This is a genomic window from Nocardioides panzhihuensis (genome assembly GCF_013408335.1).
Lineage (GTDB): Bacteria > Actinomycetota > Actinomycetes > Propionibacteriales > Nocardioidaceae > Nocardioides > Nocardioides panzhihuensis.
Map to the genome: position 1 here is coordinate 5,156,757 of NZ_JACBZR010000001.1, position 22,728 is coordinate 5,179,484.

The 22,728-nt window shown below is 68.3% G+C and carries 24 protein-coding genes and 1 tRNA gene; 10 read left to right on the plus strand and 15 right to left on the minus strand.

The window, feature by feature from the left end; all coding sequences use genetic code 11:
- Positions 1-49: 49 nt before the first annotated feature.
- Entirely contained in the window at positions 50-511 is a 462-nt protein-coding gene (locus tag BJ988_RS24465) for a cell division protein CrgA (protein WP_179660454.1), read from the minus strand.
- 50 nt (positions 512-561) lie between these two features.
- Between BJ988_RS24465 and BJ988_RS24470 the strand changes: the two genes are divergently transcribed.
- A complete protein-coding gene (locus BJ988_RS24470; protein WP_343051777.1) occupies positions 562-1,344 on the plus strand; it encodes a DUF881 domain-containing protein in 783 nt (260 codons plus the stop codon).
- Between the two features lie 110 nt (positions 1,345-1,454).
- Here the strand turns inward: BJ988_RS24470 and pknB are convergent, their stop codons facing one another.
- From pknB to BJ988_RS24505, 7 genes are read right to left on the minus strand one after another with little or no spacing between them, the layout of a single operon-like run.
- Positions 1,455-3,263: a Stk1 family PASTA domain-containing Ser/Thr kinase gene (gene pknB / locus BJ988_RS24475; RefSeq protein WP_179660456.1), complete on the minus strand. Its 1,809-nt coding sequence runs from the start codon at positions 3,261-3,263 to the stop codon at positions 1,455-1,457.
- Complete coding sequence (locus tag BJ988_RS24480; RefSeq protein ID WP_179660457.1) at positions 3,256-4,812, minus strand: serine/threonine-protein kinase; 1,557 nt, start codon at positions 4,810-4,812, stop codon at positions 3,256-3,258. The genes pknB and BJ988_RS24480 overlap by 8 nt, the downstream gene beginning before the upstream one ends.
- A complete protein-coding gene (locus BJ988_RS24485) occupies positions 4,809-6,278 on the minus strand; it encodes a peptidoglycan D,D-transpeptidase FtsI family protein (RefSeq protein WP_179660458.1) in 1,470 nt (489 codons plus the stop codon). The genes BJ988_RS24480 and BJ988_RS24485 overlap by 4 nt, the downstream gene beginning before the upstream one ends.
- Positions 6,275-7,705, minus strand: coding sequence for an FtsW/RodA/SpoVE family cell cycle protein (locus BJ988_RS24490; protein ID WP_179660459.1), 1,431 nt, complete (start codon positions 7,703-7,705; stop codon positions 6,275-6,277). Before BJ988_RS24490 ends, BJ988_RS24485 begins: the two co-directional genes overlap by 4 nt.
- Entirely contained in the window at positions 7,702-9,036 is a 1,335-nt protein-coding gene (locus BJ988_RS24495; RefSeq protein ID WP_179660460.1) for a protein phosphatase 2C domain-containing protein, read from the minus strand. Before BJ988_RS24495 ends, BJ988_RS24490 begins: the two co-directional genes overlap by 4 nt.
- Positions 9,033-9,512 carry an FHA domain-containing protein FhaB/FipA gene (locus tag BJ988_RS24500; RefSeq protein WP_179660461.1) on the minus strand — a complete coding sequence of 160 codons (480 nt, stop codon included), beginning with the start codon at positions 9,510-9,512 and terminating at the stop codon, positions 9,033-9,035. Before BJ988_RS24500 ends, BJ988_RS24495 begins: the two co-directional genes overlap by 4 nt.
- Positions 9,509-10,216, minus strand: coding sequence for an FhaA domain-containing protein (locus BJ988_RS24505; RefSeq protein WP_179660462.1), 708 nt, complete (start codon positions 10,214-10,216; stop codon positions 9,509-9,511). The genes BJ988_RS24500 and BJ988_RS24505 overlap by 4 nt, the downstream gene beginning before the upstream one ends.
- Before the next feature lie 248 nt (positions 10,217-10,464).
- On the opposite strand from BJ988_RS24505, the gene BJ988_RS24510 reads away from it, so the two are divergent.
- A tRNA-Leu gene (locus tag BJ988_RS24510) sits at positions 10,465-10,548 on the plus strand.
- A gap of 80 nt (positions 10,549-10,628) precedes the next feature.
- Here BJ988_RS24510 and BJ988_RS24515 read toward each other — a convergent pair.
- Positions 10,629-11,264, minus strand: coding sequence for a TetR/AcrR family transcriptional regulator (locus BJ988_RS24515; protein ID WP_179660463.1), 636 nt, complete (start codon positions 11,262-11,264; stop codon positions 10,629-10,631).
- 59 nt (positions 11,265-11,323) lie between these two features.
- Between BJ988_RS24515 and BJ988_RS24520 the strand changes: the two genes are divergently transcribed.
- Positions 11,324-11,818, plus strand: coding sequence for a DUF3995 domain-containing protein (locus tag BJ988_RS24520; protein ID WP_179660464.1), 495 nt, complete (start codon positions 11,324-11,326; stop codon positions 11,816-11,818).
- 9 nt (positions 11,819-11,827) lie between these two features.
- Here BJ988_RS24520 and BJ988_RS24525 read toward each other — a convergent pair whose 3' ends face one another.
- Entirely contained in the window at positions 11,828-12,424 is a 597-nt protein-coding gene (locus tag BJ988_RS24525; protein ID WP_179660465.1) for a helix-turn-helix domain-containing protein, read from the minus strand.
- 91 nt (positions 12,425-12,515) lie between these two features.
- Between BJ988_RS24525 and BJ988_RS24530 the strand changes: the two genes are divergently transcribed.
- Positions 12,516-12,647, plus strand: a complete 132-nt coding sequence (locus BJ988_RS24530) for an FAD-dependent oxidoreductase (protein ID WP_179660466.1) — start codon at positions 12,516-12,518, stop codon at positions 12,645-12,647.
- Complete coding sequence (locus BJ988_RS24535) at positions 12,644-13,831, plus strand: MFS transporter (RefSeq protein ID WP_179660467.1); 1,188 nt, start codon at positions 12,644-12,646, stop codon at positions 13,829-13,831. The genes BJ988_RS24530 and BJ988_RS24535 overlap by 4 nt, the downstream gene beginning before the upstream one ends.
- A gap of 22 nt (positions 13,832-13,853) precedes the next feature.
- Here the strand turns inward: BJ988_RS24535 and BJ988_RS24540 are convergent, their stop codons facing one another.
- Positions 13,854-14,333, minus strand: a complete 480-nt coding sequence (locus BJ988_RS24540) for an RrF2 family transcriptional regulator (protein WP_179660468.1) — start codon at positions 14,331-14,333, stop codon at positions 13,854-13,856.
- Positions 14,334-14,416: 83 nt separating this feature from the next.
- Between BJ988_RS24540 and BJ988_RS24545 the strand changes: the two genes are divergently transcribed.
- The gene (locus BJ988_RS24545) at positions 14,417-15,160 is read left to right on the plus strand and encodes an SDR family oxidoreductase (RefSeq protein WP_179660469.1); all 744 of its coding nucleotides are present in this window, start codon (positions 14,417-14,419) and stop codon (positions 15,158-15,160) included.
- Here BJ988_RS24545 and BJ988_RS24550 read toward each other — a convergent pair.
- Entirely contained in the window at positions 15,114-16,019 is a 906-nt protein-coding gene (locus tag BJ988_RS24550) for a LysR family transcriptional regulator (RefSeq protein WP_179660470.1), read from the minus strand. The genes BJ988_RS24545 and BJ988_RS24550 overlap by 47 nt on opposite strands.
- 63 nt (positions 16,020-16,082) lie before the next feature.
- Between BJ988_RS24550 and BJ988_RS24555 the strand changes: the two genes are divergently transcribed.
- The 3 genes from BJ988_RS24555 (at position 16,083) to BJ988_RS31460 (ending at position 19,087) form a co-directional block, all read left to right on the plus strand.
- The gene (locus BJ988_RS24555; protein ID WP_179660471.1) at positions 16,083-16,784 is read left to right on the plus strand and encodes a hemerythrin domain-containing protein; all 702 of its coding nucleotides are present in this window, start codon (positions 16,083-16,085) and stop codon (positions 16,782-16,784) included.
- The gene (locus BJ988_RS24560) at positions 16,781-17,431 is read left to right on the plus strand and encodes an NAD(P)H-binding protein (protein ID WP_179660472.1); all 651 of its coding nucleotides are present in this window, start codon (positions 16,781-16,783) and stop codon (positions 17,429-17,431) included. Before BJ988_RS24555 ends, BJ988_RS24560 begins: the two co-directional genes overlap by 4 nt.
- Positions 17,432-17,560: 129 nt before the next feature.
- Positions 17,561-19,087, plus strand: a complete 1,527-nt coding sequence (locus BJ988_RS31460) for a helix-turn-helix domain-containing protein (protein ID WP_179660473.1) — start codon at positions 17,561-17,563, stop codon at positions 19,085-19,087.
- Between the two features lie 7 nt (positions 19,088-19,094).
- On the opposite strand, the gene BJ988_RS24570 is transcribed toward BJ988_RS31460, so the two are convergent.
- Positions 19,095-20,342: an NAD(P)/FAD-dependent oxidoreductase gene (locus tag BJ988_RS24570; RefSeq protein ID WP_179660474.1), complete on the minus strand. Its 1,248-nt coding sequence runs from the start codon at positions 20,340-20,342 to the stop codon at positions 19,095-19,097.
- A 183-nt stretch (positions 20,343-20,525) separates the two neighbouring features.
- Between BJ988_RS24570 and BJ988_RS24575 the strand changes: the two genes are divergently transcribed.
- Positions 20,526-20,894 carry a DoxX family protein gene (locus tag BJ988_RS24575; protein ID WP_179660475.1) on the plus strand — a complete coding sequence of 123 codons (369 nt, stop codon included), beginning with the start codon at positions 20,526-20,528 and terminating at the stop codon, positions 20,892-20,894.
- 100 nt (positions 20,895-20,994) lie between these two features.
- Here the strand turns inward: BJ988_RS24575 and BJ988_RS24580 are convergent, their stop codons facing one another.
- On the minus strand, positions 20,995-21,126 hold the full coding sequence (locus BJ988_RS24580) for a methionine/alanine import family NSS transporter small subunit (protein ID WP_179660476.1): 132 nt from the start codon (positions 21,124-21,126) through the stop codon (positions 20,995-20,997).
- On the minus strand, positions 21,123-22,676 hold the full coding sequence (locus BJ988_RS24585; RefSeq protein ID WP_179660477.1) for a sodium-dependent transporter: 1,554 nt from the start codon (positions 22,674-22,676) through the stop codon (positions 21,123-21,125). Before BJ988_RS24585 ends, BJ988_RS24580 begins: the two co-directional genes overlap by 4 nt.
- Positions 22,677-22,728 lie beyond the last annotated feature (52 nt).

Below are 22,728 nucleotides of genomic sequence, written 5' to 3' on the forward strand. Positions count from 1 at the left end.
ATTGCGCCGCTTTTGCGGGTCTCGACAAGCTCGACGACCGGGGTCGAGATCACTCCCACTTCGTGGCGAAGGTGAAACCCACCGCCATGAAGCCGATGCCGACCAGAAGGTTCTTCTGGGCCAGATCGTTGAAGACCGGGATCTTGTCCAGGTGGTCGTTGGCGAACACGTAGAAGACGCAGATCCAGATCAGGCCGATCAGGAAGCACCCGAGCATGCCGACCACGACGCCACGGCCACGGCCGAGCGGGGTCTTCGGGTGGGCGGCGAACGCCAGGCCCGCGAAGAGGAGGAGGAAGCCGATGAGGTAGTTCCACCCCTCGAGCTTCTGCAGGGGCTTCGGCCCGGTGAAGTCGCCGCCGACCTCGTTCGGGCGCACGCCGATGTAGTAGTAGGCGATCCAGCCGATGCCGAGGGCGATCAGCAACAGGGCGACCCCGAAGCGGGGAGTGAAGATCGGATCCTTGGGCAGGTCGAGATCACTCTTCTTCGAGAGCTTGAGCTTGGCCACGGGTGATGCTCCTCAGACAAAATGTGATTGCTGCGCATACCCTAGTGCTCGTGAGCTCCGGAACCCAGGCTAACCCCACCCCAAAGCGAAAGCGGTGGTCCCGTGCGACTTCGTGGCGGGTCGGCACGCCCGTCGTGGTGCTGCTCTGTGGCGGCCTGCTGGCGGTGAGCTTCGTCAACGCGGACGGCACCGATCTGCGCCCGGGACGCTACGACGACCTGGCCACGCTCGTCGATGGTGAGCGGAGTCGCTACAACCGTCTCGAGGCCCAGCTGACCGACCTGCAGGGCGAGGTGGACCAGCTCACCAGCGGCGTCACCGACAAGGACGTCAAGAAGCTCCAGAACCAGTCGGCGAAGCTCGCCGATCCGGCCGGCACCTCCGACCACAGCGGTGCCGGCATGCAGATCGTGCTGGGCGATGCGCCCTCGGAGGTCCAGGAGAGCTACACCGGCGACGATCCCAACTCCCTCGTCGTGCACCAGCAGGACATCCAGGCCGTCGTCAACGCGCTGTGGGCCGGCGGCGCCGAGGCGGTCACCATCGCCGGGAAGCGGATCATCACGACCACAGGCATCAAGTGCTCCGGCAGCACGGTGCAGCTCGACGGCGTCCCCTACCCCCAGCCGTACGTCATCGAGGCGGTCGGCGACCCCGACAGGCTGCAGGCCGCGATCGACCGCGACGACCACGTGCAGAACTACCGTGCCGACGCCCGCGACCCCGGCGTCCAGATCGGTTGGTTCCTCAAGCCTCTGACGTACCTCACCGCACCTGCCTACGACGGCCTGCTCGATGTGAAGTACGCGAAGCCCCTGCCTCAGCAGAACTGAGAGGACGGCCCGCTGGTCGCGTCGAGACCAACACGGTTCCGTCGGTGCTCGATGGGACTGTGTTGGTCTCGACACCGCTCGCTGGCGCTCGCGGGCTCGACCAGCGGGGGTCAGGGCGCCGCTGGGCTGCTCGGCGGCAGCGCCGGGTCACAGGTCGGCGGGTCGCCAGGCTCGGCGGTCTGGGTCGCCGAAGCCGAGGGGTTGGCCGGGTCCGTCCCCGGCACCAGCGTCTGACAGCTCGGCAGGGCCTCTTCCTTCGTCGAGACGAAGATGATCACCTCGCCGTTCTGCGCGAGCGGGGTGCCCTTGCCCGGCGACTGCTCGACGACCGTGTCCTTGGGCTTGTCGGTGTTCGGCTCGTCCTTGACCACGGGCGTGAAGCCCGCGCTTCGGAGGATCTCCTTCGCCTCCTCAGCCGTCTTTCCGACGACGTCGGGGACCTTGTTCGGTCCCTTGGAGACGGTGAGGGTGACCACGGTGGACTTGCCGGTGGTCACGCTCTGCTCGGCCACCGGGTCGGTCTTGATCACGGTGCCCTTGTCCTGGTCGGAGTCGGTCGTCTCGACCTTGACCGTGAAGTTGTAGGGGTCGTTCTCGAGCAGCTGTTTGGCCGTCTTCTGCGGCGACCCGACCACGTTGGGCATCTGCCGGTTGGGCGGGCCGGTGGAGACCGCCAGGGTGACGGTCTTGCCCTCCTCGATCTCCTGGCCCGAATCGGGCGTCTGGGAGATCACCACTCCCACCGCCACGGTGTCGCTGGTCTCCTGCTTGACCTTGCCCTTCAGCTTGGCCGCGCTGAGGTCGGCCAGGGCCTTCTCCTGGGTCAGGCCGGTGACGTCGGGTACGGGCGTCGTCGGTGGTTTCAACGCTGTGGGCAGGAAATAGGCACCCACTGCGATCAGGCCGACGATCACCAGCCCGAGCAGGATGAGCACCCACGGGCGGGGGCCGTCGGACCGGTCGTCCTGAGGCGGGTAGAAGCCGTTGGTGTCCCCGCCGTAGGGGTCGCCCGCAACCGCGCGGTTCTGAGCGACCTGGGTCTGGTCGAAGCTCGGCGGCACGGTCGCTTGGACCGGACGCCCGGCGAGGAAGCGCTCGATGTCGGTGCGCATCGCCTGCGCGGACTGGTAGCGATCCTCGACCCGCTTGGCCAGCGACTTCATCACGATCGCGTCGAGCTCACGCGGCAGCGACGGGTCGTGGGCCGAAGGAGGCTGAGCGTGCTCGCGCACGTGCTGGTAGGCCACCGAGACCGGCGAGTCCCCGACGAACGGGGGACGGCCGGTGAGCAGCTCGTAGAGGAGACAGCCGGCCGAGTAGACGTCGGAGCGGGCGTCGACCTGCTCACCACGCGCCTGCTCGGGGCTGAGGTATTGCGCGGTGCCGACGACGGCCGCGGTCTGGGTCATCGTCGACTGGGCGTCGTTGAGCGCCCGAGCGATGCCGAAGTCCATCACCTTGACGTCGCCGGCCGGCGTCAGCATGACGTTGCCCGGCTTGATGTCGCGGTGGATGATCCCGTTGCGGTGGCTGTAGTCGAGCGCGTTGAGCACGTCGGAGCTGATCTCCAGCGCCCGCTCGGGCAGGATCTTGCGACCCTCGCGGAGTACGTCGCGCAGCGTGCGGCCGGCGACGTACTCCATCACGATGTAGGGCTGGGCGACGCCGTCGACCGCCTTCTCCTCGCCGGTGTCGTAGACCGACACGATCGAGGGGTGGTTGAGCTTGGCCGAGGACTGCGCCTCACGGTGGAAGCGGGCCTGGAAGGTCGGATCGCTGGCGAGGTCCATCCGCAGGCGCTTGATCGCGACCACCCGGCCGAGTCGGTGGTCGGTGCCCTTGCGGACCTCCGCCATCCCACCTCGGCCGAGCAGCTCACCGACCTCGTAGCGACCTGCGAGGAGAGCTCCCTCAGCCATTGCCGCCCCCGTTGCCGTCGCCATTGCCGTTGCCGTTCTCGCCACCGGGAAGCTCCGGGATGCCCCAATCGTCGGTCGGCTCCTCCCCGGACGGTTCCTCCTCGTCGCTCTCCTCCTCGTCAGGCTCCTCCTGGGCGGGCGGGGGCTCGACCTCCGGACGCTCGCCGTAGTAGCGAATCGTGATCGGGTCGCCCTCGTAGAGGTTGCGCGTCGGGTCGAGTCCGGAGACCGTGTCGGGCTCGTGGCTGCCGTCGTTGTCCTGGACGGTCGGGTCGACCTTGAGGCCCATGTCCTGGAGCTCACGGCGCACGTCGTCCACGTTGCGGCCGATGTAGTCGTCCTCGTTGATCTCGACGGGCTTCGGCTCCTCCTCGGGCTCCTCCGACGGGGTCGGCTTGGCAGTGACCGACGGGGTGGTGGACGGGTCGCTCGCCGACGTGGTGTCCGGGTCGGCCGCGAGGGTGGAGACGATCCAGATGATCGCGATGATCACAGCGACCAGCATCACGATCACGACGATGTTGAACGGCTTCTTGTACCAGGGCCTCTGGTCTTCGTCCTCGTCGTAACGGTCGTAGGGGTCCTGGTAGCGGGGCGGGGGACCGTCGGGACCGGGACCGCCCGGGCCGCCCTGCATGCCGACGAAGTTCTGAGTGGGCGAGGGCACCGGGTCCATGACCGACGTCGCGGTCGCGTCACCGGGCGCGGCGGCTACGACGGTGGTGGCATCGGCGTCCGGGTCGGCAGCGGCACCTTGGCCGACGATCGCGGTGGTGAACGCGGCGGCGTCGGCGTAGCGGAGAGCAGGATCCTTCTGCAGGCTTCGCATCACGATCGCGGCCAGCTCGGCGGGGACGTGGTCGGGCAGCGGGGGGACCGGGTCGTGCAGATGGGCGATCGCGGTCGCGACCGGGGTCTCCTTCTGGAACGGCCGGTAGCCGGCCAGGCATTCGAAGGCGACCACGCCGAGGGAGTAGACGTCGGAGGCCGGGGTGGCCTTCTCGCCACGGGCCTGCTCGGGGCTCAGGTATTGCGGGGTGCCCATCACCTGGCCGGTGCCGGTGATCCCGGTCGACGCCTGGGCGCGGGCGATGCCGAAGTCGGTGACCTTCACCTTCCGTGCCGGGGTGACCAGCAGGTTGGCGGGCTTCACGTCGCGGTGCACGATGCCGGCCCGGTGCGCCGCGGCCAGGGCGTCGCCGGCCTGACCGAGCAGGTCGCGTACGACCTCGGGGGCCAGGGGACGACCGTCTCGGAGCAGCTCGGAGAGCGGCTTGTGGTCGACCAGCTCCATCACCAGGAAAGGCCGCATCAGACCGGACGCGGTCGGCATCTCGCCGACGTCGTAGACGGCCACCACGTTGGGGTGGTGGAGCGCGGCGGCGTGCTTCGCCTCGGACTCGAAGCGGGAGCGGCCGATCGGGTCCTCGGCGTGCTCGGGCTTGAGGAGCTTGATCGCGACCTCGCGGTTGAGGGTCGTGTCGGTCGCCCGCCACACCTCGCCCATCCCGCCGGTCCCGATGAGCTCGTGGAATACGTAACGACTCATGAGATCGCTGCCTCCATCATGGCCTTCGCGATTGGTCCGCCCAGCCGTCCGCCGGCGATCTCGCTGCGTTCGGTGCCGCTCTTCTGGACCATCACGGCGACCGCGATGGACGGGTTCTCCGCCGGGGCGAACGAGGTGAACCAGGCGTACGGAGGTCGGTCCGGGGTGGTCTGCGCGGTGCCGGTCTTGCCGGCGACGCTCACGCCATCGATCGCAGCCGCCGTGGCGGTGCCGTTCTCGACGGTGCTGACCATCATGTCGGTCAGGATCTCGGCGGTGTCCTGCGAGACCGCGGGCTGGTTGTCGATCGCCGTCGGGTTGCCCTGGTCGATGACGTCGAGCGAGGAGGAGGTGACCCGGTCGACGAGGTAGGGCTTCATGACCTCGCCACCGTTGGCGATGCCCGCCGAGACCATCGCCATCTGGAGCGGGGTCGCGATCACGTCCTGCTGACCGATGGCGGCACGGGCCTGCTTGGCCTTGTCGCCACCGTTGTCGGGGTACTTGCTGACGGCCAGAGGACCGAGGTCGTCGAGGTAGTCCTGGCCGAAGCCGAACCCCTCGGCCTGGTCCTGCATCTGCTCGTCGGTGAGCTCCATCCCGAGCTGGCCGAAGGCGGTGTTGCACGAGACCTCGAGCGCCCGGGTCAGGGTGATCTGCTCTCCGCCGCAGCTGCTGCCGTTGAGGTTGGGCAGGTTGACGTCGGTGCCGGGGAGGTCGAGCGAGGCGCCGCCGTAGACCATGCTGTCGCCGTCCATGCCGAGGTCCTCGATCGCCGCGGCGGCGGTGACCAGCTTGAAGGTCGAGCCTGGCGGCAGCGCGGTCTGGATCGAGCGGTTGAGCAGCGGCTCGTCCTCGTCCTTCGAGAGCTGGTTGTACGACTTCTGCGCTGCGGTGATGTCGTTGTTCGCCAGCCGGTCCGGGTTGTAGGTCGGCGTGGAGGCCATCGCCAGGACCTTGCCGGTACTCGGCTCGATCGCCACCGCGGCCGCCTGGACGTCCTCGCCGAGGGCGGTCAGGCCCTCGTACGCAGCGTCCTGGACCTTCGGGTCGATGGTGAGCTCGACGTTGCCACCGGCCGGCTCGGAGTTGGTGACGAGGTCGACGAGACGGTTGGTGAAGAGCTTGTTGTCCTTGCCCGACAGCACCGAGTCCTGGGTGCGCTCGATGCCGGTCTGGCCGTAGGAGTAGGACATGAAACCCGTGATCGGGGCGTACTTCTTGCCGCCGGGGTAGGTGCGCTGCCACTCGAACTTGGTGTCGCTCGGCACGCTGGTGGCGACCGCCTTCTTGCCGACCAGGATGTCGCCGCGCTGCTGCGAGTAGGCCTCCTCGGTGACTCGTCGGTTGTCGGCGCGGTCGTTGTACCAGTTGGCCTTGAAGAACTGGACGTACGTCACGTTCAGCATCAGTGCCACGAACAGGATCAGGCAGCCGACGCTCAGCGTGCGGATAGGGCGGTTCATCTGTTCAGCGCCCCTTTGTCGAGCTTGACGATCTGGGTCTCCTCAGCGGCGAGGTCTTCATCGGACGGTGCTGTCGGCAGTGGACGGCGGGACTGGTCCGAGACGCGCAACAGCAGGGCCACGATCACCCAGTTGGCGACCAGCGAAGATCCACCATACGAGAGGAACGGTGTGGTCAGACCAGTCAGCGGGATCAGCCCGGTCACGCCACCGACGACCACGAAGGTCTGCAGGGCGATCGAGGTGGCCAGGCCGACGGAGAGCAGCTTGCCGAAGTCGTCGCGGGCCACGATCGCAGTGCGGAGGCCGCGCTCGACGATCAGGCCGTAGCACAGCAGCAGCGCGAGGATCGCGGTCAGACCGAGCTCCTCACCGATCGCCGGGATGATGAAGTCGGAGTTGGCGTAGGGGATCCGCCAGGGCTCGCCGGAGCCGAAGCCGCGCCCGATCATGCCGCCCCAAGCCATCCCGAACAGCCCCTGGACCAGTTGTTCGGAGGAGGTGCCGTTGACGGCCTCCGGGTAGTAGTCGAACGGGTTCAGCCAGGTCAGCACACGGACCCGGACGTGGCTGAAGAGGCTGATCGCGGCGAAGACGCCGCCGGCAAAGAGCAGGCCGCCGACGACGATCCAGCCCTTTCGCTCGGTCGCGACATACAACGTCACCACGAAGAGGCCGTAGAAGAGCAGGCTGGAGCCGAGGTCGCGCTGGAGCACCAGGATCGCGAGGCTGATCGCCCACATCATCAGCAGCGGACCGAGGTCGCGTGCGCGCGGCAGGTCGATGCCGGCGAACCGGCGTCCGGCCAGCGCGAGGGCGTCGCGGTGGACCGCCAGATAGCCGGCGAAGCAGATCACCAGCAGCACCTTGGCGACCTCGCCGGGCTGGAAGCTCACCGGGCCGAGCCTGATCCAGATTCGAGCGCCGTTGATCTCATTGCCGATGAACGGGAGCATCGGCAGGATCAGCATCACGACCGCGGCGAAACCCGCGGTGTAGGTGAACCGCTGCAGCATGCGGTGGTCGGGGACCAGGAAGAGCGTGACGAGGAACAGCACCACGCCCAGCGTCATCCAGGTGAGCTGCTGGCCGGCGAAGTCAGCGTTCTCAGCGGCCGGGCGGCTCAGGTCGAGCCGGTGGATGACCGCCAGACCGACGCCGTTGAGCATCGCCACCAGTGGAAGCAGCACCGGGTCGGCGTACGGAGCCATCAGGCGTACGCCGATGTGGGCCGCCACCAGGAGCAGGACCAGCCACGTACCGTAGCCGACGATGTCGACCGGGATCTTCCCCTCGACCCCGAGGCCGACCGCGACGTAAGCTCCGATCCCGACCGCCAGGGCGATGATCAGTAGAACCAGCTCGGCCCCTCGGCGTGACCGATGGACGAACACAGGCGTCGAGCTGGCCGGCGTAAAACCGCTCATGACCCACTGCCCGAGTCGGCGGCACTCTGGTCGGCCAGCGACTGCACCTTCTCCTGGGCGCCGGCCAGGTCCTTGCTGTGGATGCCGTCCTCGAGCTGGTTCTGGTAGGTCTCGGCCAGGTCGGCGACCTCCAGGTCAGAGGTCTGGTAGGGCTCGGACAGATCGAAGCCGATCATCGTGGTGGGTACGCCACGGAAGATCGTGACGTTGCCCTCCTGCTCTCCGATGTACCACTGGTTCTGCGACCAGACGAACCCGGTCGCGACCGCGATCCAGACGACGCCGAGAAACGTCATCAGTCCGAAGGCCCACCGCAGCTTCAGGTGCTTGGTCGGCGGCTGGAGGGCGTAGCGCATCTCCTCCGGGTCGGCGGCGATCGCGCCGTCGGGGATCTCCTCGTCGATCGGGTCCAGCTCGCCGGTGTCACCCATCCGGTGACCGCGGAACAGGGCGGTCATCTGGCCGGTCTTGGTGGTCCTCCGCTTGAGCTCAGCCGCCGCACCCACCATCTGGGCTTCGAGGCCCGCGGAAGGCATGGTGTCGCTGGGCACGACATCGGCGACCACGCAGGTCACGTTGTCGGTGCTGCCGGAGTCGAGAGAGACCCGGACAAGCTCGACTGCTGCGAACTCGGGCGTTCCGGTGGCCAGGATGTCGGCGATCCGCGGATCGTCGACGTAACCGCAGACACCGTCGCTGCAGAACATCAGCCGGTCGCCCGCGGCGAGGTCGACGATGAACAGGTCGGGCTCGAGCTCCCGGGTCCCGTCGAGGGCCTTGAGGATCAGGTTGCGGTGGGGATGGGTCTTGGCCTCGTCCTCGGTGATCCGCCCCTCGTCGAGAAGCGTCTGCACGAAGGTGTGGTCGTGGGTGACCTGGTGGATCGCGCCGTTGCGGAGGAGGTAGGCGCGGCTGTCGCCAACGTGGCCGACGGTCAGCTTGGCGCCGTCGAAGAAGCCGACGGTCGAGGTCGTGCTCGTGCCGTTGAGCGTCGGGTCGTGGTCGACCAGGTGGCCGATCTCGTCGTGGGCCATGTGCAGCGCGTGGGAGACCAGACCGATCAGGTCGTCGTCGACCAGCCCGAGGGCCGGCTCCTCGTCGAGCTTGCGCAGCTGCTGGACGGCGGTGCTGGAGGCGATGTCGCCGCGGGCAGCGCCGCCGACACCGTCGCAGACGGTCAACAGCCAGGGGCCGGCGTACCCGCTGTCCTGGTTGTCCTTGCGCACCCGGCCGACGTCGGAGACCGCCGCGAACTCGAGGCGGAAGGGTCGGCCATCGGCAGGGCCGGGGTTCGGCGCGGGGTCAGGGGTTGGATCGGTCGCAGCGGTCACTTGCGCAACTCCAGGATTGTCTTACCGATGCGCACCTGGGTCCCGAGAGAGATGGCTGTCGGCTGATTGATCCGGACGGACCCGATGTAGGTGCCGTTGGTCGATCCGAGATCCTCCACGAACCACTGGTCGCCGGAGACGGCGATCCTGGCGTGGCGGGTGGAGGCGTAGTCGTCGTCGAGGATGATCGCGGCATCGCTGCCGCGGCCGATGACGATGGGGGCCTGCGAGAGCGGCACGGTCACACCGGCGTTGGAGCCCGTGGTGACGGCGACATGCGTGGGTACGCCGCGCCTCGGCGCTCTCGCCGCAGGGGCCTTGCCGCGAGCCGGCGGTGCTGTCGGCTGGCCGGCGGAGGCGTTGGTGACCCGCGCCCCGAACATGTCGGAGCGGATCACCGACAGCGCGGCCAGCACGAAGATCCACAGGATCGCCAGATAAGCGACCCGGATCAGAAACAGAGTCAGCTCGCTCAACGGCGTTCCTCCACGATGTGGCTGGTGATGACGGTGGTGCCGATGCGCACCTGAGAGCCGTCGTCCAAGGTGGCACTCGCCATCTTCTGCCCGTTGACCAGCATGCCGTTGGTCGAGCCGAGGTCATAGACCTCGACACGTACGCGGTCGCCGGCCGGGTTCGAGCGGAACTCGATGTGGCGGCGGCTGATGCCAGGGTCGTTGATGCGCAGATCGGCGTCGGTGCCTCGGCCCACGACGAGGTTGCCGTGAAGCGGGTGCCGGGTGCCGTTGATCTCCAGGTAGGCCTGCGCGCGGCTGACCTGGGTGTCGCTCATGTCGGCGCCGGAGACGGCGGCCTGGGCGCGGCTGCGCACCCGGAACCGGCCGATGGTCAGGTCCTTCGCCTCGCCGAACTCGATGCTCACCCGGCCCGGGAAGACGAACCCCTGCGCCTCGGCGTGGTCCATCAGCTGGCGCTTCAGCTCTTCCTTGAGATGGGGCCCGTAGGACTCCAGCTTGCCCAGGTCGCTGGCGGACAGCTCCACGAAGAAGTCATTGGGGACCAGGCGACGCTGGCGGCTGAGCACCTGGGCGTTGTTGTCGATCTCGCGCTGGAGCGCGGCGACGATCTCCACCGACTTCACCTCGGACCGGAACGCCTTGGCGAAAGCACCCGAGATGAACTGCTCCAGCTTCTGCTCGAACTTCTGCAGGCCGCTCACGTCGATGCTCTCCTCTCAGGTGCCGGTTGGGCCGGTCGGGTCGGGTGGGGTGGTCAGTCGCGTACGGGCACAGCGGTGCCCCCGGATTCGGCCCGATCGTATCGGTGCACCCTAGGGGATCTGCCACTTCCCGCATTCTGCGCGGTTTCGATCCTCCCACGATCCGGTGACCGCCAGCGTCAAGGCGGGCGGGGTGCCGTCGTTTTGGGGCGGTGGGCGCGCGTGGGCTAACGTTTCCTCTGCTGCACGCGCGAGTGGCGGAATAGGCAGACGCGCACGGTTCAGGTCCGTGTGTCCGAAAGGACGTGGGGGTTCAACTCCCCCCTCGCGCACGTGAGTAGCCCCAGGGATGACCTGGGGCTCTACTCATTTCTGAAGGTAGTCCGAACGCATCCCTCTGCGGTGGGACGCGTCACGCCGGATCGTCGTCAGCACGCTCTTCCCGTGGGTCGGTCGACAAAGTGCCCGAGGCGAGCGCCTTATGGATCACTTCGACGACGACGGCGGCCAGCTCGGAGGCGCGGGCAGGATCCTCGTCGAGCATGATCAGCCAGGCGAACATCGGTCCGAGCAGCAGCACGTGGAGCACCACGGGATCCGGTCGATGCGTCAGCTCGCCGCGGACGACGGCACGGTCGATGAGCGCGGCGACGTTGGAGCGCTCGACGGCGAGGAACGTCCGCTCGAACCGTTCGGCGAGGGCGGGGTCGGCATACACGTCCGCGAGCAGGCCGGCCATGACGCCGGCCGAGGACTCGGCGAGCTGGTCCGCGATCTGCGTCGTCAGTGCCAGGAGATCACCCTTGAGTGAGCCGGTGTCCGCAGCAGCCTGGTCGCGAGCGTCGTGCAGAAGGACGCTGAACGTCATCTCCTGCTTCGTCGCGTATCGCCGGTAGATGGCGGCTTTGCCCACGCCGGCTCGAGTCGCCACCGCGTCGACGGTCAGCGATGGGTAGTCGCGTTCGGACAGCAGTTCTCGAACGGCTTTCGCGATCGCGCGGTCGACTCGGTGCTCGCGGGGTCGGCCCATCTGTGCTGCGGTTGCCATTCCACCACTATACGGTACGGTCAGTATCGGAACTATTCGTCTCGTATAGGAGCCCGAAGATGCCCGAAGCAAGCACCAAGAACCGGAGAACTGCGGCACGAAGGAGGCTGAGCGCGGTCGAGATCGTGGGTCCGGTCGGCCTGGGCGGGCTGGGGCTGCTGCACGCGGCATGGGCACTCGGGTGGCGATGGCCGGGCGGCTCCGACGAAGCCTGGGCGGAGCGGCTCGGCGGCACTACCGAGATGCCGACCGACGCCGAGACCTGGATGATGGCTCTGGTCCTCATCGGCGGATCCGGCGTGGTGGCGGCCTCGAGCTCGGACACTCTGCGGCCACCTCTGGTGCGCCGCCTGGTCCGGTTTGCGGCCTGGGGCGGGTCGGCGGCCCTCATCGGCCGCGCCCTCTACTTCCTGCCGCAGGACCTCGCAGGCGATCCAGGGATCTTCGACAAGCTCGACCTGACCGTGTATGCGCCTCTGTCGGCGACGCTGGGCATCTGCATCGCGACGAGCCTGCGACGATCCACCCGCCGGGCAGTGACCAAGGGGGACTGAAAGGCCGGCCTATTCCTGGCGGGGGAGGTGCGCGGTTCGGGCTCTGAGGTGTGCGCGTTCGCCCTGCCCGCCGAAGAGACTCAGGATCTCGACGTCTCCCTTGCCGGTCGATCCGAACCAGTGTGGTTGTTGAGTGTCGAATTCGGCGACCTCTCCTGGGCCGAGAGTGAGGTCGTAGTCGCCGAGGATCAGGCGGAGCCGGCCGGTCAGCACGTAGAGCCATTCGTAGCCGGGGTGGGTGCGGGTGGAAGGGGCGGACTCGCTGGCGGGAATGGTGAGCTTGTAGGCCTTCGGTTCGCCCTGGTTTCTGGACAACGGGACGATGACTCGACCGCCGGTTCGCTGGGCTTTCTGGGGCATCCTCGGATCGACGATGCGCGGCGCGGCGACGATCTCGTCGAGCGGTACGCCCATGGCTGCAGCGATGGGCAGCAACAGCTCCAGGCTTGGTTTGCGTTGTCCGTTCTCCAGTCGGGACAGGGTGCTCTTGGAGATACCCGTGGTGTGGCTGAGATCCCCTAGGGAAAGGCTCTTCTTCTCTCTGAGCTGACGCAACCGGACGCCGACCTGGCTGAGGGTGGCATCGATGGCGGGATGAGTGGCCATGACTCCATCCCATCAGTTCGTTCCACTTTCGGCAACGAAAGTTGCTGATTCGGACGTGGGTTGGTGATCTTCGATCTCGGAGGTGATGGCTATGGAGAACCATCGAGATGTTGTGATCGTCGGTGCCGGCGCGGCCGGTCTGTCGGAGGCGCTCGTGTTGACGCGTGCGCGGGCCGACGTGCTGGTGATCGAGGACGCGACCCGGAGCGAGGGCTGCTCATGAGTGCCGTTTCTGCCCCGGCCCCTGCTCGGGCGAGTGTGCTGCCGCTGGGTGTGTATCTGCTCGCGTTCAGCCTCTTCGCCATGGGCAGTGCCGAGTTCCTCCTCGCCGGGGTGCTCCCCGCCGTCGCTGCCGATATCGACGTCAGCATCGCCACGGTCGGCTGGCTCATCACCGCATTCGCCATCGGAGTGGTCATCGGCGGCCCACCCTTCGCGGTCATCAGCCTGCGCTGGCCCCGCCGGACCGCTCTCGTGCTGACCCAGATCGTATTCGCCGCCTGCATCGCCGTCGGACTGATCGTCGGCACCTACCCCGCGCTGCTCGTCACGCGGTTCCTCGCCGGACTCGCCTACGCAGGTTTCTTCGCCGTCGCGGCAGTCACCGCCGTCAGCATGGTCCCGCCGGAGCGCGCGGCCCGTGCGTCTGGTGTGGTCGTCAGCGGACTCAGTCTGGCGATGATCCTCGGCGGTCCCGCCGGAACGCTGATCGCATACAACACCCGCTGGCAGGGTGGGTTCTGGCTGGTCGTAGTGCTGACACTCGTCGGCGCAGCCGCCGTGGTCGCAGCGATGCCTCGTACCGCTGCAGTGGAGCGACCCTCGGTGAGGCGAGAGCTCCGTACGTTGCGGCGACCGCGCCTCTGGCTCGTCTACGCGGTCACTCTGCTCACCACCGCGGCCTACATGGTCACCTTCAACTACCTGGCCGAAATCCTGATCAACGTCACCCGAATCCCCGATGCCTGGATCGCCGCCGTGCTCGTCCTCTTCGGTGTCGGCGCCTACATCGGACTCGCTGTCGGGGGCCGGATCTCCGATCGGCGCCCCCACTTCACGATGATCGTCGGATCCACAGGGATAGTCATCTGTTCCGTGCTCATCGCATCCCTTGCCACGCAGGCGCTCGCCGTCGTCCCGCTCGTGTTCCTGCTCGGAGTAGCCGGCTTCGTGATCAACCCAGCCCTCTACGGACGCGTCTTCGCTCTCGCCGCCAGCGCTCCGACCCTGGCCGGAGCCACCACCGTGTCCGCGTTCCAGCTCGGAATCAGCTTCGTTCCCCTCATGGCCGGCGTCGTACTCAACGCTGGTGCGTCCATCACGACCGTGGCCTGGATCGGCGCCGCGCTCGCTGCCATCACAGTCCCGCTCGTCCTCATCGAACGCAGCGCGACACGGGCGGGATGACGGGCCGCGAACAACGACCTCGCTATCGACCTGACGATCCGATCATCAGTCGTCGGGTGCGCGCCGGCGCCGTCGTCGGGAGCGTGGAGAGGACGTCGTCGAGAGTCACCTGGGCGAGGCTGCGTCGCCAGGCCTCGTGGGCGTCGGCCATCTTCTCGGCGAGGATGCAGGTGCTTCGACAGTCTTCGGACGGGAGCGCTCCTCGTCCTTGCTGGCGGATCTCGCGACACTCGTACGGCACGGACTCGCCGTCGACTGCCTCGACGATCTCCAGCAGTGTGATCTGCGTGGCAGGCCGCGCGAGTCGATACCCCCCGCGTGGGCCGGTGGTGGCGGCCAGCACGCCGCTCTTCACCAGCGCCTTGAGCTGCTTGGCCAGATAGGGCGCGGGAAGATCGAAGTATTCGGCCAGTTGCGCGGTCGAGACGCTGGTGCCGGGGTCGAGCTGCGCCAGGCTCGTGGCGCAGTGCAGGACCCACTCGGTGCTCAACGGCAGCTTCATGCCTTCATCGTATCATCGATATTGTGGACCTTTGATGTCGATGATAGCGTCGCAGAGATCCATCCATCGAAGAGGGAGTTGTCATGCGCATTGCGGTTGCTGGAGCGACGGGGAACATCGGGTCACTGGCGGTGACGGCGCTCGAGCGTGGCGGTCACGAGGTCACGCGGATGAGCCGTTCGTCGGGGGTCGACCTGTCGACCGGTGAAGGGCTCGATGAGGCGCTGGTCGGGGTCGAGGCGGTCCTCGACGTCACCAACGCGCCGGCTGCGGACGAGGCCGAGACCGTGTCGTTCTTCACCACGACGACCAGCAATCTGCTGGCCGCCGAGCAGCGACACGGCGTTCGGCACCACGTGCTGCTCTCGATCGTCGGCATCGACCGGGTCGAGGGAAACGCTCACTACGCAGGCAAGAGGGCGCAGGAGCGGCTGGTCTCCGCGGGCGCGGTGCCCTGGACCATCGTGCCGGCCACTCAGTTCCATGACTTTGCCGCGATGGTGGCCGGCTGGACCGAGCGCGACGGTGTGGCCACCATCGCGCCGCTGCTCGTGCAGCCAGTTGCGCCCGCCGACGTGGCCGATCTGCTCGCGCAGGTCGTTGCCGGAGAACCCCAGGGACGCCACCTCGACGTCGCCGGGCCCGACCCGCACGACCTGGTTGACATGGCCCGCCGTACGCACCAGGCGCGCGGCCAAGACGTTCGGCTGGTGCCAACCTGGTCGGGGATCTTCAGCTCGGCCATGGCCGGCGACGTACTGCTGCCCGGAGCGGACGCCCTCATCGCCCCGACATCCTTCGACGAGTGGCTCGCTGAGGAACAGTGACATCGGCAGGCACCATCGGCTTCAGCGCCTCGAGCAGCAGCCCGGCGGCCGGTGACTGGTGCACGGCCTGGGCGGCCAGGCCGGCGCTGACCGTGACCGGCGACCCCTGGCTATCGACGAGGATCGGGCTGCCGGGCGGTGACACGGCCTTGGGCATGATCGGGTGGCCGAGATCGTGGGCGCTGAGGTCGAGGGCGAGCGCCGGGTCTGCGACCTGCGCTCCGATCGTCAGCCGGATGCCGGCGCTACGCGCGACACGTTCGAGCTTGCTGCGCGCGGAGGCGCCCGAGTCGAGGACGATGAGGCGCTTGCCGATGAGGGCGCTGATCGAGACCTGCCCACGGTTGTCCGGGGGCAGCGCGACCGCGCAGAGGGGGTCCCGCGTCCAGTGCCTGAACAGCGGGGACGGCTCAGCGGTGACGAGATAGCCGACGTCCAGCTCGCCATGCTCGAGGGCACGCTCGAGGTCGGATGACGGCGCCGAGGTGATGGTCAGCTCGATATCCGGATAGCGCGTGCTGAACCGGGCGAGGAACTCCGGCAGATCCTCGTGTGCGGCACCGGCGATGATGCCGAGCCGCACCGTGCCGCGGTGGAGGCCGGCGACCTCGTCGACCACCTGAGGCAGTGACCGCATGTGTGCGAGTGCGGCCCGGGCCACCGGCAGGGCGGCCGATCCGGCGGCGGTGAGCGTCACCCGCCGGCTGGTGCGGACGAAGAGCGTCTGACCGAGCTCCCGCTCCAGCTCGCGTACGCGCGTGCTCACCGTCGACTGGGAGAGCTCGAGGTCCGCGGACGCCGAGCTGAAGGAGAGTCGTTCGGCGACGGCCACGAAAGCGGAGAGCTTGGCTGCATCCATCGGGTACAACGATAGTACGAATGTCGGCTATCGATACACCGCATTGATGGATACAACGGATGCATGACCAAGAAGACCGATCCGGCAGACCCGATCGCCATGGTGGCGTTCCACTCCGCGCTCCGTCGCGACCTGCGGCGTACGCGCCTGATCCTCGAGACCGACGTGTCCCGTGCCCGCAAGGCGAGGCTGGGCCGGCACCTTCTCTGGATGATCGAGCAGCTTCGTTGGCACCACGAGGGCGAGGACATCGAGCTGTGGCCGTTCCTCGGCCAGCGCGACCCCCAGCTCCGTCAGGCGCTGGGTGAGATGCAGTCCGAGCACGAGGCCATCGACCGACCGCTCGCGGCGCTCGAGAGCGCAGCTCGTGGCCTTGTCACGGGCTGGGGCGACGGCGGTGCCGTCATCGCAGCGCTGGACGATCTCGAGGGGCCGCTCCTCGAACATCTGCGCCACGAGGAGGAGCAGCTCCTGCCGCAGGTGACGCGCCTGATGACGCAACACGAGTGGGACGACTTCCAGCAGCGGGCATGGATCCGCGGGAACACCCTCCCCCAAGCGGCACGCTTCATCGCCTGGCTGGTCGACCGAGCCGACTGGACGCCTGACCAGGTACGCCGGCTCGGGCTGCCGTGGCTGGCGTATGCGCTCGCCGTCAAGCCTCTGTGCGACCTCGGCCGAGCGGTCTTCGGGAGTCCATGGCGACGCACCGCCGCCGCAGCCGTGGGCCCGCTCGTGGCCGATGACTACGGGCTCGTACGGTGAGGCTCGTCGTGTTCGGAGCGACCGGAGCGACCGGCCACCGGCTGGTCGCGCAGGCGCTGCAGCGTGGGCACGAGATCACCGCGATCGTCCGCGACCCGGCTCGCCTCGACGTCGCACCGCAGGCCCGACTGACCGTCACGACCCTCGCGGATCTGACCGATGTCGAGGCCGTTGCTGCACACGTCTCGGGACATGACGCGGTCCTCTCCACGCTCGGTGCCCGAACGCAGCGCCAAGCGAGGACGACGCCGGTGGCCGGGCCGGCGACGAGTGCGATCACCGCGGCAATGAGAGTGACGGGCACCACCAGGCTGATCGCGCTCAGCGCAGCGCCCGTCGGTCCTCCCGCCGAAGAGGAAAGTCGCCTCACCCGCACGGTGGTGCTGCCGTTGGTGCGATTCGCCTACCGTCACTCGTACGCCGACCTCCGCGCGATGGAGGACCTGCTCAGCACCAGCGACCTGGCGTGGACCGTGATCCGACCGCCGATGCTGACAGACGCGCCCGGCGCCGGCCGATACCGCGCGGCCATCGGCGACAACATCGGTGGAGGGTCGTCGATCACTCGAAGCGATCTCGCGACCGCGATGCTCGACATGCTGGAAGAGCCGGAGACGATCCGCCGCGTCGTGGGGGTCGCCTCGTAGCGCCGGGCGATCGTGTCGGTCCGGGTCGAGCAATGCTGGCCGGGGCGCTAGAAGACCTGCGACCAGTGCCGCCGCAAACGCCCATCCGTCTGCAGCTAGACGTCGCCGCGCCGTGGCACAGTTGGCGCTGTGATCACTGCTGCCGGCTTGGCCGACGTCCTGCCGCAGGGCTTTGTCGAGGTCGTGGTGGCGGGTGAGGCGCGACCGGTGTTCGGACTGGAGATCACCGAGGTCGGTGAGCAGGCTGCGGCCGGACGTGGCGAGCTGGTGACGGTGGTCGGGGCCACGGAGGCGAGCCAGGTGCTGGCGATCATCTCGGCCTGCGCCGAGGCCTCGGGCCTGCTCCTGCGCCGCTCGCTGGCTGACGACGCAGACGTCGCCCGGCGCTGCGCCGAGGCCGGCCTGCCGTTGCTCGGGATGGTCGAAGGGGCGTCGCTGAGCTCGGTGGTCGCCGTCGTCCGCTCGGCCATCGAAGCCTCCTCGGCGCCCGCCCGGGGATCGGCCGACCACCTCCACGACGATCTCTTCGACGTCGCCGACCGGATCAGCTCGCTGCTGGACGCTCCGGTGACGATCGAGGACGCGAGCTCGCACGTACTGGCCTACTCCCGTGGTCAGTCCGACATCGACGATGCCCGGACGGCGACCATCGTCGGCCGCCGGGTGCCTCGCGAGGTGCGCGACCACTTCCGCTCGCTGGGCGTCTTCCGGCGGATGGCCCGGTCCGACGCCCCCTTCTTCGTGCCCGCAGGCGCCGGCGGCGTCAAGGCGCGCTACGTCGTCCCGGTCCGTGCCGGCGGCGAGTGGCTGGGATCGATCTGGGCGATCGCCGCGAACCCGCTCTCCCCCGGGCACGAACGTGAGCTGGACGCGGCCACCGAGCTCGTCGCCCTCTCTCTGCTCCGGCTGCGCGCTCAGGCCGAGCTCCACCAGCAGGTCCAGCTCGACCAGGTCCGGTCCCTGGTGCGCGGGGCGGCGACCGAGCAGCCGGAGTGGCTCGAGGACGGTCCGTGGCGGGTGGCCGTCCTGGCCGGCCCGGCAGACCTGCAGGCGGAGGCCCGCTGCCAGCTGTGGCAGGCGCTCTGCCGTCGGCGTGGCTGGCGTAGGCCGGTGGTCGCCGATCTCGATGACCACGTATACGCCGTGCTCCGCGTCGGAGCCTCAGGTCCTGGAGCGGACGGCTGGCTCGCCGACCTGGTCCGTGGCGAGGGTCGGACGAACGCCGCGGTGCGGATGTACGTGGGCACCGCCGTCGCCGCTCCACGCGAGCTCGAGGACTCGCGGTCGACCGCCGCGGAGATCGCCGCTTCCGGACGCGGCGGCGCTACCGTCGTCACCGTCGCCGAGGGGTGGCCGGCGGTCGTGCTGGCGCGGGCAGTTCAGGGACAGGAGAGCCGTCCGCTCGTCTCGCCGCTCACGGAGCTGCTCGACGACGACAGCACGACCTTCCTGATCGACACGCTCGAGGCGATGATCGACTTCTGGGGCGAGCCGAAGCGGGCCGCCCGGTCGCTCGCGGTGCATCCGAACACCGTCAGGAACCGGGCGGCCCGCATCGTCGAGCTGTGCCCGATCGACCTCGAGGACCCCGAGCAGCGGCTCGCGCTCCGTCTGGAGATCGCCCGACTCCGAGCGCGAGACGGCCGTGAAGGATGAATCGCGTTCAGCGCAACGGGTCGACGGCGCGGAGCTGCTCGGGGCGTACGCCTGAGACGATCTGCTCGGCCAGCAACCGTCCGGTCACCGGGCCGAGGGTGACGCCCCACATCCCGTGACCTCCGGCGATGAAGACCCGCGGGTCCCGGGAGGCGCCGATCAGCGGCAGGCCGTCCGAGGTGCAGGGCCGCGCGCCGACCCACTCGTCCTCGCGCTGGTCCAGATGTGCCCCCTCGAGCAGGGTCCGGGCCGCCCCCACGAGAGCGTCGATCCGGCGAGGGTCGCGCGGTGCGTCGGCGTCGCGGAACTCCATCATGCCGGCGATCCGCAGCCGGTCGCCGACGGGAGTGCAGGCCAGCCGCTGGGTCGGGAAGTACACCGGGCCGCGCGGGACGTCGTCGACCTTCACCGTGAAGGAGTAGCCGCGGCCGGCCTGGACGATGCGCCGGACACCGAACTGCCGTCCGTGGGCTCCGATCCAGGCGCCGGTCGCGACGACGACCGCGTCGTAGGGCTCGCCGGCGATGACGACCTCGCGATCGCTCGACCGGATCCCCTCGACCGGGGTCCCGGTCACCAGCCGTCCACCCCGCTTCTGGACCGAGTCCGCGATCGCGTGCACGTACGCGGCGGGATCGATGAACCGCTCGCCGTGGATCCGGATGGCGGTCGCGATGCTCCCGGCGAGGGCGGGCTCCTCGGCCCGTGCCCGGTCACCGTCGACCACCTCGAAGTCCACCCGCTGACCGCACGCTTCGATGTGCTCGAACTCGTCCAGCAGCGCGCGGCTGTCCTCGACGCTCCGGAACGCGGCGGTGAACGGGCTCGCCGCCTGGGTCCGCGCCTCGACCCCACCTCGCTCGAGCTCTTCGTACGCAGCCAGCGCGTCGTTGTTGAGCGGGATCAGTGCCCGCATCGCCTGCTGCCAGCGCGCGGGGGTGCAGTTGCGGGCGAACTGGGCGAGGAACCGCAGGAGCCGGGGGTTTGCGGTGGGCGGCACGTAGACCGGTGACGACGGGCTGAGGACTGCGCGCAGGCCGTACTGCAGGACCGATGGCTCGGGAAGGGGCACCGCGATGCTCGGCGTCAGCCAGCCGGCGTTGCCCCAGCTCGACCCGGCAGCGACGCCGTCGCGATCGACGACGGTGACGTCGACGCCGGACTCCTGGAGGTACCACGCGGTGGACAGACCGACCATGCCGGCGCCGACGACGGCGACTCGGCGCGGCGAAGAGGTGCGAGCGGCTGAGTTCATGGGTTCATCGTCGCCGCCCGGGCCGGCGAGGCCGCTGCCCGTTCGCGACAACTCGAAGCCCGTCGATTGTGTCCAGAGCCCAACGGACGACGCCCGGCCGAACCATCGATGTCACAGCTTCGGCAGGTGCACCGTCACAAGGTCTGAAGGTATCCGCTCACTGTCCGAAACTTTGGAGACATCATGAACATCGCCCTCTGGGTCGTTGCCGGCGTATTCGGCGTCGCCTACACCACCGGCGGCATCATCAAGCTGACGATGCCCTACGAGAAGTACGCAGCCAAGCTGCACTGGCCCGAGGACTTCACGCCCGGCAACGTGCGGTTCATGGGCATGCTCGAGGTACTGGGTGGCATCGGGCTGGTGGTGCCTGCACTGGTCGGCGTGGCGCCGATCCTCGTACCGATCGCGGCGTCGGGTTTGGCGCTCTACATGGCGGGAGCGACCACCGAACGGCTGCGGCGCGGTGAAAAGGAGCTCGTCGTGGACCTGCTCTTCCTGGCCGCGATGCTCTTCGTCGCATGGGGGCGTTTCGGGCTCGAACCGTTCTAGCGACGAGCCGGTCCGATGACGCACCAAGGGCCTGTCCGGGAGCTGGCTTCGCGCCATGCTCCGGGACAGGCCCTTGTATCTGGGTCCGGTCGGTGAACCGTCAGAGGTCGCGCTTGACCTCGTCCGGTCGCGGAACATCGGGGCTGCGTCGCAGGTTGACGATGGCCAGTGCCAGGCCACCCCAGATGATCAGCATCGCGACGAGCATCATGACGATGGCTCCACCACTCATGACTCTGCTCCCTTCTTGTTGAAGTGAACCTCGGACAGGGTCTCCGGGTCCCGCCACTTGGCCTGAGCGGCCAGGAAGCCGAAGACGATGACGGCGCCGGCAGCGCCCCAGCCGAAGACGCCGAGCATCCAGGCCGGGTAGCCCTCGTACGGCGTCTTCACGTCCTCCCAGAAGGAGAGACCGAGAACCAGGACCAGGCCGATCGGGGCGACGATGCTGACCAGGACCCGCCACCACGCACCGACGACGATCGAGCTGCCGTCGGACAGGTGGTCGCTGAAGGTCGGCAGCACGCGCAGCCCCCAGCTCAGGACCAGCATCGAGATCACGGCGACCAGCAGGATGCCGAACTGGTTGATGAAGTGGTCGACGATGTCGAGCACGTAGATCCCGCTCGTCGTGGAGAAGAGCACCAGGCTGAGCAGGGCCATCGGCACGGTGACCGCGATGGTGGCGCCCTTGCGCGTCATCTCGAACTTGTCACGCACACCCGAGATCACGACCTCGACGATGGAGACCATCGAGGTGAAGCCGGCGATGACCAGCGAGAGGAAGAAGAGCACACCGATCAAGGCACCTGCTGGGGCCTCGCTGATGATCGCGGGGAAGGCGACGAACGCCAGACCGATGCCGGAGGTGGCGACCTCGTCGACAGCGACCCCGTTGGCCTGCGCCATGAAGCCGAGCGCGGCGAAGACGCCGATACCGGCGAGCAGCTCGAAGCCGGAGTTGGCGAAACCGACGACCAGACCCGAGCCCGGCATGTCGGTGTGCCGGTGCACGTAGGAGGAGTAGGTGATCATGATGCCGAAGCCGATGGACAGCGAGAAGAAGATCTGACCGTACGCCGCGGCCCACACCGTTGCGTCGGTCAGCGCCGCCCAGTTCGGGGTGAAGAGCGCGTCCAACCCTTCGGCCGCGCCCGGCAGGAAGAGCGAGCGCACCACGAGGATGCCGAAGGCGACCACGAGGATCGGGATGAAGATGACCGAGGTCGCGCCGACGCCCTTCTGGACACCGAGCAGCATCACGGCCAGGATCGCGACCCACACCAGCAGCAGCGGGATCAGCACGCCCCACACCGGGGTGGCGTCCACGCCCGGGTCGCCCGCCTTGAGGAACTCACCGAAGAAGAACCCCTCCGGGTCGTCGCCCCAAGCCTTGTTCACGCTGAAGATCGTGTAGCGGACCGCCCAAGCCATGACCGCTGCGTAGTAGATGGCGATCATGAAGCAGATGCCGACCTGCCACCAGCCGAGGCCCTCGGTGCCGCGGCGGAGCCGCGCGAAGGAGAGCGGCGCCGAGCCGCGGAAACGGTGACCGAGCGCGTAGTCGAGGAAGAGGAACGGGATGCCCGCCGTCAGCAGCGCCACGATGTAGGGGATGACGAACGCGCCACCGCCGTTGTCGTAGGCGACGTAGGGGAACCGCCAGATGTTGCCCAGGCCCACCGCGGAGCCGATCGCCGCGAGGATGAAAACCTGTCTCGAAGAGAACGCTCCGCGTTTTGCCTCCGCACCGTCCTGCACGCCCTCAGGTGTCGTGCCCATATCCGCCTCCTTGCTCGATACTTCTTGTGACGCCGATCACATAACAATAGTG